The sequence below is a fragment of the Actinomycetospora endophytica genome, from assembly GCF_021026375.1.
In the GTDB taxonomy this organism is placed as follows: domain Bacteria; phylum Actinomycetota; class Actinomycetes; order Mycobacteriales; family Pseudonocardiaceae; genus Actinomycetospora; species Actinomycetospora endophytica.
The window spans coordinates 2,126,715-2,139,482 of the sequence record NZ_JAJNDB010000001.1 but is presented as its reverse complement, the minus strand read 5'-3'; the positions used below and the strand labels follow the sequence as shown (position 1 = coordinate 2,139,482).

Here is a 12,768-nt window from a genome sequence, read left to right as displayed (position 1 = left end):
ACATGCGCTACGCGCGAAGCTCGGCGCCCAGCACCTCCCGGTAGCGCGCGACGTTCGCGAGCTTGACGCCCTCGTAGCCCCGGACCATGTCGGGCAGCGCGGCGATCCGGACCGCGCGCTCGACGTCGCCCTCGGCGGCCATCGCGACCAACCGCGGCACCAGCGCCCGGTACTCCTCCACCAGCGCCCGCTCGACCCGGCGCACCTCGGCGCGGCCGAAGGGGTCGAGAGGCGTCCCCCGCAGCCGCCGCATCGCGTGCAGCGTCGAGTAGGCCGGTCGGAACCACGGACCGAGCGTGAGCTTGTGGCGCAGCCCCATCGCCCGCAACGACGGCGGGTGCAGCTTCCACGAGATCCGCGCGTCCGACCCGAACTCCGCCCGCACGCCCGCCGAGAACGCCGGGTCGGTGGACAGCCGCGCCACCTCGTACTCGTCCTTGTAGGCCATGAACTTGTGCAGGCCCACCGCGACCGCCTCGGCCAGCGCCGCATCGGCGGCGACGAGCCCCCGGATCACGTCCGCGTACGAGCGGGCGTACGCCGCGTCCTGGTAGGCGACCAGCTCGGGCACCCGGATCCCGACGAGCCGCGCGAGCTCCGAACCCTCGGGCGCGCCGATCGAGGCGACGATGCCCGCGGCGGCCGCCGCACCCGCCGTCGTGAGCCCGGGGACGCCGTCCACAGCCGGACGGGTCGCCGACTCCACTACCGCGGCGAACCCCGCAGGATCCGCCACCGACTGGCGGCCGCGCCGGAACGCCTGGACGTTCTTCGCCACGGCGGCCCCGTTGAGCTCGAACGCCGCCTCCACCGACTCGGCGGACAGCGGCAGCGCACCCAGCTGGTGGGCGGCACCGAGCAGCAGGGACAGCGCGAACTGGTCGTCGGAGAACAGCGCCTCGGCGAGCGCCCGGGCGTCGAGCACCGCGCCGACGTCGGCGCGCACCGACGACCGGATCCGCCCGAGGACGGCGTCGACCGGCGGGTAGGAGACGGTCGGGTCGACGACCTGGTCGCCCGTCGGGATCTTCGCGCTGGACACGACGGCGACCGTGCGCTCCGGCGAGGCGGCCGCGAGGTTCGCCGGGTCGGCGGCGACGAGGAGGTCGGCGCCGAGGTAGAGGTCGCACTCCCCCGCCGCGGCGCGGCCGGCGATCTCGGCGGCACCGAGCTTGACGTCGGAGACGACGGCGCCGCCCTTCTGCGCGAGCCCGGTCTGGTCGAGCCCGCGGGTGGGCCTGCCCTCGATCCGGGCGGCGGCCGCGAGGACCTGGGAGATCGTCGTGACCCCGGTGCCGCCGATGCCCGCGAGCCGGACGACGGCGTCGTCGGGAACCGTCCTGCCCGGCCGCGGCAGCACCGCGGCGTCCAGCGGCTCGACGTCTGCACCCTTCGGCGCGGTTCCCGGCTCGACGACGGTGAACGCCGGGCAGTCGCCCTCGAGGCAGGAGTAGTCCTTGTTGCAGGACGCCTGGTGGATGCGGGTCTTGCGGCCGAACTCGGAGTCGACCGGGGTGACCGAGAGACAGTTCGACGTCTGCCCGCAGTCGCCGCAGCCCTCGCAGACCCGCTCGTTGATGACGACGCGGGTGGTCGGGTCGGCCAGGGTGCCGCGCTTGCGCTTGCGGCGCTTCTGGGCGGCGCACTCCTGGTCGTGGATCAGGACCGTGACGCCGGGGGTGTCGGCGAGGGTCTGCTGCGCCTCCTCGATGCGCGAGCGGTCCCACACGACGACGCCCTTGGCCAGGCGCACACGTCGGTAGCGGCCGGTGTCCTCCGTCGTGATGATCACTCGGGCGACGCCCTCGTCGAGCAGGACCCGGACCAGCGCGGGCATCGGGAGCGCCCCGACCGCGTCCTGCCCGCCGGTCATCGCCGCGGCGCCGTTGTGGAGCAGGCGGAAGGTCATGTGCGCGCCCGCCGCGACGGCCGCGCGGACGGCGAGGCTGCCGGAGTGGTGGAAGGTGCCGTCGCCCATGTTCTGCACCCAGTGAGAGGCCTTCGCGGGGTCGGCGAACGGCTGGGTGCCCAGCCAGTGCGCGCCCTCGCCGCCCATCTGGGTCAGCCCGGTGACGTCGCCGACCTGGCCCTCGGGCATGAGCATGACCATGGTGTGGCAGCCGATGCCCGCGCCGACCAGGGAGCCCTCGGGTGCCGACGTCGTCGAGGTGTTGTGCGGGCAGCCCGAGCAGTAGAACGGCTGGCGGTTCGCGCCCGCGATCGGCAGGTCGATGCGCGTGCGGCGGTTGCGACGGCGCTCGTCCCAGGCGACGACCGACGGCATCGACGGGCCGGACCGGTCCAGCAGCCGGCGGGAGACGCCCAGGGCGACGGCGTCGGGGTCGAGATCCCCGTGCACGGCGAACAGCGGCGCGCCGGACGGGTCGGTCTTGCCGTGCACGGCGGGCACACCGGGCCGGCCGTAGAGCCGCTCCTTGATCTGGGTCTCGAGGAACGCGCGCTTCTCCTCGACGACGACGATCTCGTCGAGGCCGTCGGCGAAGTGGTCGACGACGCCGGGCTCCAGCGGCCAGGGCATCCCGACGCGCAGCAGCCGGACGCCGCGGGCGGCGAGCTCGTCGTCGTCGAGACCGAGGGCGGACAGTGCCTGGCGCAGGTCGAGCCAGCTCTTCCCGCCGGCGACGATCCCGATCCGCGCCGGACCACGCCCGATGACGGTGTTCAGCCCGTTGGCCGCGGCGTAGCGGCGGGCGAGGACGAGGCGGGCGCGGTGCAGGTCGCGCTCCAGCGGGCCCAGGCGCGGGCCGAGCAGCTTGGCGTGCGGCTCGTGGTGGAACGGTTTGCCGTCGATCTCGAGGTCGGGGGTGATCGGCACGATCCGGTCCGGCGCCACCCACGCGGTGCCGGATCCGTCGGCTACGGCGGTCACCATCTTGAACCCGACCCAGCACCCGGAGATCCGGGAGAGCTCCACGGCGTGGCGGCCGAGGTCGAGGACGTCCTGGACGTCGGCCGGGTAGAGCACCGGCACGGCCATGTCGGCGAGCGCCGCCTCGGAGGCACAGGGCACCGAGGAGGACTTCGCGGCCGGGTCGTCGCCCACGATCGCGAGCGCGCCCCCGTGGGCGGAGGTGCCCGCGAGGTTGGCGTGGCGCAGGGCGTCGGTGGCGCGGTCGAGGCCCGGGGCCTTGCCGTACCAGTAGCCGGTGATGCCGTCGGCGGCGTCGTCGCGCAGGGCGCCGGTGGCCGGGGCGAGCTGGGTGCCCTGCACCGCGGTGAGGGCGATCTCCTCGTTCAGCCCGGGGGCGACGACGACGCCGTGCGCGTCCAGCAGGTCCCGGTTCCGGAGGAGCTCCAGGTCGTAGCCCGCCAGCGGTGAGCCCTCGTACCCGGACACGTAGCCGCCCGTGCGCAGGCCCGCGGCCGCGTCGGCGCGGCGCTGGTCGAGCGGGAGGCGGACGAGCGCCTGCACCCCGGTGAGCGCGACGGGGCCGTCCGTGGCGGTGTAGCGGTCGCGCAGCGTCATCGGCGTGCGGGCCGTGCCGGAGGGGACGGCCGAGGGGCGGGTGCGCGGAAGCTCGAGGGTCATGGTGGCGACCTCCGATCGGGACCGTGGCGACGCGGTCCGGGGTCACCGGACCGCCCCGCCGAGCGACGTCCAGGCGGACGGGACTGCTCGGATGGATCCGAAAGCTAGCGAGCTACTCACCAGTGGTCCATCATCAGATCGCGATGTTGAGCCGTTGGTACAGTTGAAGGCTCGATCTGCCGAGCACGCTGGTCCAACGGACCAGCCCGGGCGCGGCCGCTCACGAAGGAGTCACGGGTGACGCTCGACGACCTGGACCGCGCGCTGCTGCTCGCCCTGCTCGAACGCCCGCGTGTCGGCCTGCGCGAGCACGCCCGCACGCTCGGCGTCGCGCGGGGCACGGTGCAGGCGCGGTTCGTGCGGCTGCAGGAGGCCGGTGTCATCACCGGTTTCGCCCCGCGGGTGTCACCGTCCGCGCTCGGCTACGAGGTGCTGGCGTTCGTCACGCTGCACATCGCGCAGGGGCGTCTCGACGCGGTGGCCGAGCACCTCGCGTCCGTACCCGAGGTCGTCGAGGCGCACAGCATCACCGGGGACGGCGATCTGTGGTGCCGGGTGGTCGCGCAGTCGAACGCCCATCTCGAGCGGGTGATCCAGCAGCTGCTGGCGTCCCCGGGGGTGGAGCGAACCCAGTCGGAGATCTCGCTGACCGAGCGGGTCCCGGCGCGGGTGCTGCCCCTGGTGCGTGCACTGCCCCGGGCCGGTCGCCGGCGCGAGGAGGCCTGACACGACCCGCCGCTCGGCGCAGCGGGTCGCACGCTCGGGGGGACCCGCGTGCGACCGGCGTCACGACGGGACGGCAGGGGTATCGACTGACATGTCGGCTGCCGTGTCGCGCATCACCGGAGGAACCACCATGACCGCACCCGAGCTCCGTCCCGCCACCCTCGACGACACCGCGCTCGGCGACGTGCGCCGCCTCGAGGACCAGCTGGGCACCCCCGTCGTCGCCTACGAGGCCGAGAGCCCCTTCGCGGCGCTCTCCAGCGAGCAGCTGGCCGAGATCCAGCGCGTCGAGTCCACGCTCGGGGTGCGCCTGCTGGCCTACCGCGGCTGAGCGTCGGGCCGGCCCGGCGGTGATCGCGGCGAGAGGTCGCCCCGTGTTGTTCCGGAGATCGACATCAGCACTCGAGGCCCGACCGACGTGATCACGAGCTGGTCGGCAGGCTGAGCGTCAGGCCGGCCGGTCGAGCCGCGGCCGATCGACCCGCCCCCGCGCGCCACGAAGGGCGGGCGAGCCCGGGGGCGGGCCGATCCGCAGCGGCGCCGTCGCGTCGGGGACGACCGGTGCGCCCGGGAGCATGAGCGCGACCGGTGCGACGGTGCCGACCGGCGTCGGCGCGGGCACGTCCGGGCGGACGTCCGCGCGCGCCGGGGCCGTGACCGGCAGGGCGAGGTCCTCACGGCCGAGGACGTCGGCGAGATCGTCACGGTCGATGCCGAGCACGGCGAGCAGGGTCGCCGAGCGCCCGGCCTCGAGCAGACCGAGCGCCAGGTCGGTCGGCCGGCACGGGCGGCCGTGTGCCGCAGCGCGGCGCCGCGCCCGGTCGAGCGCGGCCGTGGCGGATGTGGAGAGGCCCGCGGCGCCGTCGGGCGCCAGCAGCTCGCCGGGGGTGGGCCCGTCGGCGCACGCCGCGGCGATCACCGCCGCGCCGGCCCGGCGGAGCCCGAAGGCCCGCCCGACCTCGCCGCCCCCGCGCACCACGGCGAGCAACAGGTGCTCGGTGCCGACCCGGCCGTGACCGAGCACCGCCACCTCCCGGCGGGCGGCCTCGACGAGCCCGACCAGCACATCGTCCGCGGGCCGGGAACCGATCGTCGCGGCGGCGGGGCGGTCGTCGTCGAGACATCCCTGTCCGAACGCGGTCGCGTCCTCGGGACCGGGCCGCGGCACCGGGGAGGGGCGCCGTGCCGGGGCGACGACGATGCCCCCGCCCATGGTGCGGCGAGCCGCCGGATCCTCCACGGCAGCGCCGTGGGCGGTGAGGTCGTCGAAGATCGGCGTGACGGTCATCGGCCCGGCTCCCTTCGCAGCGCCTCCGGGGCGTTATAGCGGCGTGGGAGCGCGGTGTGGTGGATCTCGATCCCCCACCGGCACGCAGGGGTGATCGCCCGTCCGGGTGATCCGGCGCCTACCGGTGACCGGTGCGCCCGATCCGGGCGACGGCCGCGAGCGACACGACACGTTCGGTCGGCGCAGCGCAGTGGCACTCCGGAGCAGGTCCTCACCCCCACGTGCCCCACTGGATCGCGCGTCGACTCCTTCGGGCGATTCCTGACGGCCTCGCGTGGGACGCAGCCCCGTCGGCCGTCGTTCGTTGCCATGTGTGAGGCTGCCGCGATGTTCCGGACAGGGGTCCGGGCACGCGGCTGCGGGAGGTGCGATGGGGCGGGTCGGACAGCACCACGTGACCCTGCCCGTGGGCTCCCCGCGCTCCGCGGCGTCCCGCGCGGTCGTCGCCGCGCTCGCCCGGGTCGCCCCGCCCGCCCGCGACCGCGACGCCGGGGCCGAGGCCGCGGCGATCGTGCGCTGGGCGCGCGTCGCCGGCCCGGCGGGCACCCTGACCGCGGAGCTCGACACCCCCGAGGCCGCGTCACGCCTGGTGTCGCTGCTGACGCGCATCGGGGCGACCGACGGGGTGGTCCAGGGCGACGCCGACCGCGACGCCTGGCGGGTGGAGATGCCCGACGCGGACGACCCCGCGGCGGGGCACGACCCGCTGGCCGCCCGGCTCGGGCTCGTCGACGGCCGCGGCCGCGCGCTCGCCGCCCCGCCGGCCTGGCTCACCGGCGGGTCGCTGCCGGGTGCGGTCGCCACGTGGCGCGGGGCCCTGCTGGCGCGCGGCAACCTCGCCCCCGAGGGCGCGGGCATCGTCGTCGACTGCCCCGCTCCCGGCCCCGCCGTGACCCTCGCCGAGCTCGGACTGCGCCTCGGGGTGCGCGCCGGGACCCGGCGCGACGGGGCCGGCGCCCGTGTGCTCGTGACCGACCCCGACGAGGTCACGCTGCTGCTCACGACCTGCGGGGGGCGGGCCGCCGCAGCCGCGGCGAGGGTGGACGAGCCGGCGGGGGAACCGACGACGGGGACCGCCAACGACGCCCGCGCCACGGTCGCCGCGTCCCGGGCCGGGGCCGCCGTCGCGGAGGCCTTCACGGCCCTGGAGCGGGCCGGTGTCGCGGTGCCGGACTCCCTCGCCGAGGCCGGACGGCTGCGCCTGGCCCATCCCGACCTCGGACTGGCCGACCTCGCCGCCCGCGCCGACCCGCCGTTGTCCAAGGACGCCCTGGCGGGCCGGCTGCGCCGCCTGCTCACGCTGGCCGACCGCCACCGCTGACCCGGCGGCCCGCCCGGACCGCTCCTAGGGTGCGGTGATCACCCCCGAGGAGGGCCAGGATGGTCGAGACGGTGCGCGGCGCGGTCGACACGGCGGCGCTCGGGACGACGCTGATGCACGAGCACGTCTTCGTCCTCACCCCCGACGTCCTGACCAACTACGGGCACCGGTACTGGGACGAGGAGTTGCGGGTCGCGGACGCCGTCGAGAAGCTCACCCGGCTGCGGGCGCTCGGCGTCGAGACCATCGTCGACCCGACGGTGGTGGGCCTCGGGCGCGACATCCCGCGCGTCGCGCGGGTGAACGCGCAGGTCGACATCAACATCGTCGTGGCCACCGGGCTCTACACGTTCGACGAGCTCCCGCGGTTCCTGCAGAACCAGGGTCCGGGCGCCCGGTTCGGCGGCGACGAGCCCATGATCGAGATGTTCGTGCGCGACGTCCGGGAGGGCATCGCCGGGACCGGGATCAAGGCGGCGTTCCTCAAGGGCGTCGTCGAGGAGAAGGGGTTCACCGGAGACCAGGAGCGCGTCCACCGGGCCATCGCGGCGACGCACCGCGAGACCGGCGTGCCGATCACCGTCCACACCAACTCCGAGCACCGGACCGGCACGCTCGCCCTGGATCTCTACGAGGCCGAGGGGGTCGATCTGACCAAGGTCGTCGTCGGGCACGCCGGCGACTCCAACGACCTGGACTACCTGCGCTCCCTCGCCGACCGCGGCGCGACCCTGGGCTGCGACCGCTTCGGGCTGGACCGCTTCAACCCGACCGACCGGCGGGTCGCGACCGTCGCCGCGCTGTGCGCCCAGGGGTACGCGGACCGGATCGTGCTGGCCCACGACGCGTCCTGCTACATCGACTTCTACCTCGGCGACGCCGCCCAGGAGGCGCTGCGCCGGGCCGCGCCGAACTGGCATTACGAGCACATCAGCCGCGACGTGATCCCGGCGCTGCGCCATGCCGGCGTCACCGACGAGCAGATCGCGACGATGATGATCGACAACCCGCGGCGGTACTTCGGCGGCTGAGCCCCGGGGGTCAGCCCAGGATCTCGGTGTGCAGCTCCCTTGACGCCGCGCCCGGGCCGGCACCCAGCTCCTCACGCAGCAGCCGCCGCATCCGTTCGTAGGCCTGCAGGGCCGCCGAGCGGTCTCCCTGCGCGACGAGGGCCCGCATCAGCAGGCGATGTCCGCTCTCGGCCAGCGGATCGAGCTCGATCAGCGCCCGGGCACTGCGCTCCGCGCCGGAGCGCTCCCCGGGCCCGAGGTGCAGGCAGGCCTCGCCGTAGCAGGCCAGCACCCGCCGGTGACGGTGCAGCGCCTCCCGACGACGGTCCTCGCTCCACGGGTCGTCGAAGTCCGCGAGGAAGCCGCGCTGCGTCACGAACAGTGCGCTCAACGCCTCCGTCCACGCCACCGGCCAGTCCCGGCGGGCCGCCGCGGACTCGGCCGCGTGCAGGGCGGCGCGGGCCACTGCGGCGTCGACGATCGAACCGTGCGGCAGGACGAGGTCGAGGCTGCGCCTGCCCCGGATCTCGGCGGGCGCGATCACGGTACGGACCTTGGAGAGCAGCGCGGCGAACGTCGCCGCCGCGCCCTCGCCCGGGCTCGAGGGGCACCAGAGCAGGTCGAGCAGCGCGCCCCGGTCGACCGGGCACCGATCGGCCGCGGCCAGCACCGCGACCAGCAGGCGGGCGCGACGGCCGGGCAGGTGCTGGGAAACGGTGCGCCCGCCGACGGCCACCGCGAAGCGCCCGTGCAGCTGGATCCGCACGGGCGGACACTGCTGCGGCTCCGGCATGAGCGCCCCCGTGGCTCTCGCCCGCATCCCGACCGTGGACCGACACTAACCAGCGGGGCGAGCCGCCCGACAGGTCGACGACAAGGTTCCGGCAACGGGGTGTCGCCAGACTTCGTGACCATTGGGACGACCGGAAGGGGACCGGGATGAACCAGGTCAGGTGCGAGTGCGGATACGCGGCGCGCAGTGACGCCGAGCAGCAGGTGGTCGACGAGGTCCTGGCGCACGTGCGCCAGGACCACCCGGACCTCGTGGGGCAGGTGACACCCGACGTCGTCCGGGGCTGGATCGAACTGGTACCGGACTGACGACGGCGGCTGGGTGGCGGTCCACAACCCAGGATCCCTAGGGTGGCCGGGACGCCCCCGGAGCCCGAGGAGCCCACTATGGAGTGGACCGGCGCCCGCTACGCCGACCAGCCCGAGGTCGAGGTCGAGACGTGGGTGGCCGCCCCACCCGAGCGGGTGTGGCCGCTGGTCAGCGACCTCGAGGCGATGCCGGCCAGCAGCGGGGAACTGCAGGCGGTCGAGTGGGCGGAAGGGGCGACCGGCCCGTGCGCCGGCGCCCGCTTCGTCGGGCACAACAGCCATCCCTCGCTGGGCGAGTGGTCGGCGACGTCGACCGTGGTGACCTGCGAGCCGCCGACCGACTTCGCGTGGGAGGTCGACGGCGAGGGCGGCCCGGCCGCCCGCTGGTCGTTCCGGCTCGAGGGTGACGACGGCGGGACGCGGGTCCGGCAGCGCGTCCGGCTCGGCCCCGGCCGCTCGGGGCTCAGCTACGCCATCGACCGCATGCCGGACAAGGAGCAGAAGATCGTCTTCGTCCGGCTGCGCGAGTTCGAGGCGTCGATGACGGCGACGCTCGCCGCGATCCGCAGTGCCGCCGAGGCCCCGTGAGGACCGCGACGACCATCGAGGGGTCGGATCGGACGAGCGTCGACTTCGTCGTCGAGGCCGAGCGGCTCGGGCTCGACGAGTGCTGGGTCGCCGAGGCGTGGGGCTCCGACGCGCCCTCGGTGCTCGGCTTCCTGGCCGCGCGCACCGAGCGGATCCGACTCGGGGCGGGCGTCGTGCAGGTCGGGACCCGCTCCCCCGTCGCCGTGGCGCAGGCCGCCCTGACCCTCGACGCACTGTCCGGCGGCCGGTTCGCCCTCGGGCTGGGCTCGTCCGGGCCCGGCGTCATCGAGGGCCTGCACGGGGTGCCGTTCGCGCGGCCGCTGACCCGGATGCGGGAGACGATCGAGGTCGTCCGCCAGGCCTTCGCGGGCGGGAAGATCGCGTACGAGGGACGCACGGTGGCCATCCCGCTGCCCGGCGGCGAGGGACGCCCGATGCGCCTGTCGATGCCGGCGAACCCCGACCTGCCGATCTACGTGGCGTCGCTGTCGCCCCGGATGCTCGAGCTCACCGGCGAGCTGGCCGACGGCTGGCTCGGCACCAGCTTCGTGCCCGAGGGGGCGGCCGCCTACTTCGACCACCTCGACGCGGGGATCGCACGCGCCGGGCGGACCCGGGCCGATCTGACCGTCTGCCAGGGCGCCGAGGTCGCGTTCGCCGAGGACGAGGCGGAGCTGACGTCGATGGTCGCGGCCCGACGACGGGGGCTCGCGTTCTCCCTGGGCGGGATGGGCACCGCAACCACCAACTTCTACCACGACGCCTACGCCCGCCAGGGGTTCTCGGAGATCGCGGACGCGGCGCGCGAGCGGTGGCAGGCCGGGGACCACGAGGGGGCCGCGGCGCTCGTCCCGGACGAGATGGTGCTGGCCACGACGCTGCTCGGCACCGAGGAGATGGTGCGCGAGCGGCTGCGGGTGTGGCGCGACGCCGGGGTCGACACCGTCCGGCTCTACCCCGCGGGGGACACCCTCGACGAGCGGCTCACGACGCTGGGGCGGGCCATCGAGGTGGCCTCCGGCCTCGTGAGCACTCATTGACGTCCTGGCGTCACTTACTGCTCACGAGCGCGTCAGCGCACCTACCAGGACGACGTCCAACCGCCGCGGCCCGTGCACACCCTCGACGCGGTCGAGCTCGATGTCGCTCGTGGCCGAGGGCCCGGAGACGAACGTCAGCGGCCGCGTCGGGTCGAGCCGGGCGATCGCCTCGGGGACCGAGCAGACGACGTCGGCGGCCCGGATGACGCAGACGTGGTGGTCGGGCACCAGCGTGATCACCCGTCGTCCCTGGTCGGGCGAGCCGGAGTCCAGCACGAACGTCCCGGTGTCGGCGATCGCGACCGCGGCGCCGGTGACGACCGCGTCGAGGTGGTCGAGCGCGTCGACGGTCAGCGGCGGGGTGTCCCGGTGGACCTCGCCGACGAAGCCCGCCAGCCACTCGGCCGGCAGCCCCGGCGGCACGACGATGCCCGAGGCGGACCCGAGGAACGCCGCCACCGCCGCGGCGACGTCCGCCTCGGAGCCCACCCGCGTGACGGTCGCCCGGTAGTCGGTGAGGGTCTCGTCGAGCCGGGCGACGGCCTGCGCGCTGCCGGGCGCGTACCGGCCGGCCGGCCGGTACTTCCGGGGGACGACGACGGGGGTGGGCGGCGCTCCGGCGTCGCGGGCCGAGCGCAGCCGGGCGAGCACCTCCTCGCGGGCCACGTCCATCAGTCACCCCCGTGCGTGCGCGCCCACCACTGCCGGAACGTCTCCGCGGGCGGCGCGGGAAGGTCGCGGGCGTTCGTCCAGCCCGACGCCGGCCACGGCAGCGACGTGATCCGGCCCTTGCGACCGGCCAGCACCCGACCCACCCCGAGCGCGCGCTCCGCCAGCTTGAACCGGCCGGGCGTCGTCATCGCGATCGCCGCCGCCTGCATCGCCACGTCCTGCCCGGTGGGCCGGGTGTGGGCGTCGACGGCGGCCGCGCGCTGCTGCACGAGCAGGTTCGGGATGTCGATGCGCACCGGGCACGCGTCGAAGCACGCCCCGCACAGCGACGACGCGTACGGCAGCGAGGCGTTGACGTCGTCGGGACCGTCGATCCCGGTCAGCTGCGGGGACAGCACCGCCCCGATGGGCCCCGGGTAGATCGAGCCGTAGGCGTGCCCGCCGGTGCGCTCGTAGACCGGGCAGACGTTGAGGCACGCCGAGCACCGGATGCAGTGCAGCGCCTGCCGCCCGTCGCGATCAGCGAGCACGTTCGACCGGCCGTTGTCCAGCAGCACCAGGTGGAAGGCCTGCGGGCCGTCGCCGGGGGTCACCCCGGTCCAGGTCGAGGTGTACGGGTTCATCCGCTCGCCGGTCGAGGAGCGGGGCAGCAGCTGCAGGAAGACCTCGAGGTCGGCCCACGTCGGGACGAGCTTCTCCACGCCCATCACGGTGATCAGCGTCTCGGGCAGCGTGAGGCACATCCGGCCGTTGCCCTCGGACTCGACGACGGAGATCGTGCCGGTGTCGGCGACCGCGAAGTTGACCCCGGAGATCCCGACCTTCGCCGCGAGGAACTTCCGCCGCAGGTGCGCCCGGGCCGCCATCGCCAGACGCCGCGGCTCGTCGGTCAGCGACGGGTCCACGTCCGGCATCTCGCGGAGGAAGATCTCGCGGATCTCGGCGCGGTTGCGGTGGATGGCCGGGACGAGGAAGTGCGACGGCCGGTCGTGCGAGAGCTGCACGATCAGCTCGGCCAGGTCGGTCTCCAGCGCCGCGATCCCGGCGCCCTCGAGCGCCTCGTTCAGCCCGGTCTCCTGGGTGGCCATCGACTTGACCTTGACGACCTCGTCGGCCCCGGTGCCCCGCACGAGGTCGACGACGATGCGGTTGGCCTCCTCGGCGTCGCGGGCCCAGTGCACCACCCCGCCGCGGGCCGTCACCTGCGACTCCAGCTCCACCAGCAGCTCGGGCAGCCGCGCCATGGTGTCGGCCTTGATCGCCTCGCCGGCGCGGCGCAGCTCCTCCCAGTCGTCGACCTCGGAGACGACGCCGGCCCGCTTCGCGCGGATCGTGCGGGTGGCGTGCCCGAGGTTGCGACGCAGCTGGGTGTCGGCGAGCGCCTTGTGCGCGGCGGCCGGGAACGACTCCGTCCCGCGCAGGTGGCGGTGCGGGTCCGACGCGACGGTCGGCATGCCCAGCTCGACGGTCCG

The 12,768-nt window shown here is 75.1% G+C and carries 12 protein-coding genes; 7 read left to right on the top strand and 5 right to left on the bottom strand.

The features are described from left to right. Positions 1–7: 7 nt before the first annotated feature. Positions 8–3,550, bottom strand: coding sequence for an indolepyruvate ferredoxin oxidoreductase family protein (locus tag LQ327_RS10540; RefSeq protein ID WP_230732685.1), 3,543 nt, complete (start codon positions 3,548–3,550; stop codon positions 8–10). Positions 3,551–3,787: 237 nt separating this feature from the next. Here LQ327_RS10540 and LQ327_RS10535 point away from each other — a divergent pair, with 237 nt between their 5' ends. After that, positions 3,788–4,276 carry an Lrp/AsnC family transcriptional regulator gene (locus LQ327_RS10535; RefSeq protein ID WP_230732682.1) on the top strand — a complete coding sequence of 163 codons (489 nt, stop codon included), beginning with the start codon at positions 3,788–3,790 and terminating at the stop codon, positions 4,274–4,276. Positions 4,277–4,406: 130 nt separating this feature from the next. Beyond that, entirely contained in the window at positions 4,407–4,607 is a 201-nt protein-coding gene (locus LQ327_RS10530; protein ID WP_230732679.1) for a hypothetical protein, read from the top strand. A gap of 117 nt (positions 4,608–4,724) precedes the next feature. Here LQ327_RS10530 and LQ327_RS10525 read toward each other — a convergent pair whose 3' ends face one another. Next, a complete protein-coding gene (locus LQ327_RS10525; protein ID WP_230732676.1) occupies positions 4,725–5,564 on the bottom strand; it encodes a Clp protease N-terminal domain-containing protein in 840 nt (279 codons plus the stop codon). A gap of 370 nt (positions 5,565–5,934) precedes the next feature. Here LQ327_RS10525 and whiA point away from each other — a divergent pair, with 370 nt between their 5' ends. Together whiA and LQ327_RS10515 are read left to right on the top strand one after the other, a co-directional pair. Further along, a complete protein-coding gene (gene whiA / locus LQ327_RS10520) occupies positions 5,935–6,885 on the top strand; it encodes a DNA-binding protein WhiA (protein ID WP_230732674.1) in 951 nt (316 codons plus the stop codon). Between the two features lie 59 nt (positions 6,886–6,944). Continuing rightward, positions 6,945–7,916, top strand: coding sequence for a phosphotriesterase family protein (locus LQ327_RS10515; RefSeq protein WP_230732672.1), 972 nt, complete (start codon positions 6,945–6,947; stop codon positions 7,914–7,916). A gap of 10 nt (positions 7,917–7,926) precedes the next feature. Here the strand turns inward: LQ327_RS10515 and LQ327_RS10510 are convergent, their stop codons facing one another. Next, entirely contained in the window at positions 7,927–8,661 is a 735-nt protein-coding gene (locus LQ327_RS10510; protein WP_230732669.1) for an AfsR/SARP family transcriptional regulator, read from the bottom strand. A 173-nt stretch (positions 8,662–8,834) separates the two neighbouring features. Between LQ327_RS10510 and LQ327_RS10505 the strand changes: the two genes are divergently transcribed. The 3 genes from LQ327_RS10505 (at position 8,835) to LQ327_RS10495 (ending at position 10,624) form a co-directional block, all read left to right on the top strand. After that, entirely contained in the window at positions 8,835–8,996 is a 162-nt protein-coding gene (locus LQ327_RS10505) for a DUF1059 domain-containing protein (RefSeq protein ID WP_230732666.1), read from the top strand. Positions 8,997–9,074: 78 nt separating this feature from the next. Beyond that, complete coding sequence (locus LQ327_RS10500; RefSeq protein ID WP_230732663.1) at positions 9,075–9,584, top strand: SRPBCC family protein; 510 nt, start codon at positions 9,075–9,077, stop codon at positions 9,582–9,584. Continuing rightward, entirely contained in the window at positions 9,581–10,624 is a 1,044-nt protein-coding gene (locus LQ327_RS10495) for an LLM class flavin-dependent oxidoreductase (RefSeq protein WP_230732660.1), read from the top strand. Before LQ327_RS10500 ends, LQ327_RS10495 begins: the two co-directional genes overlap by 4 nt. A gap of 21 nt (positions 10,625–10,645) precedes the next feature. Here LQ327_RS10495 and LQ327_RS10490 read toward each other — a convergent pair whose 3' ends face one another. Next, positions 10,646–11,296: a LutC/YkgG family protein gene (locus LQ327_RS10490; protein ID WP_230732657.1), complete on the bottom strand. Its 651-nt coding sequence runs from the start codon at positions 11,294–11,296 to the stop codon at positions 10,646–10,648. Next, entirely contained in the window at positions 11,296–12,750 is a 1,455-nt protein-coding gene (locus LQ327_RS10485) for a LutB/LldF family L-lactate oxidation iron-sulfur protein (protein ID WP_230733210.1), read from the bottom strand. The genes LQ327_RS10490 and LQ327_RS10485 overlap by 1 nt, the downstream gene beginning before the upstream one ends. Positions 12,751–12,768: the final 18 nt, after the last annotated feature.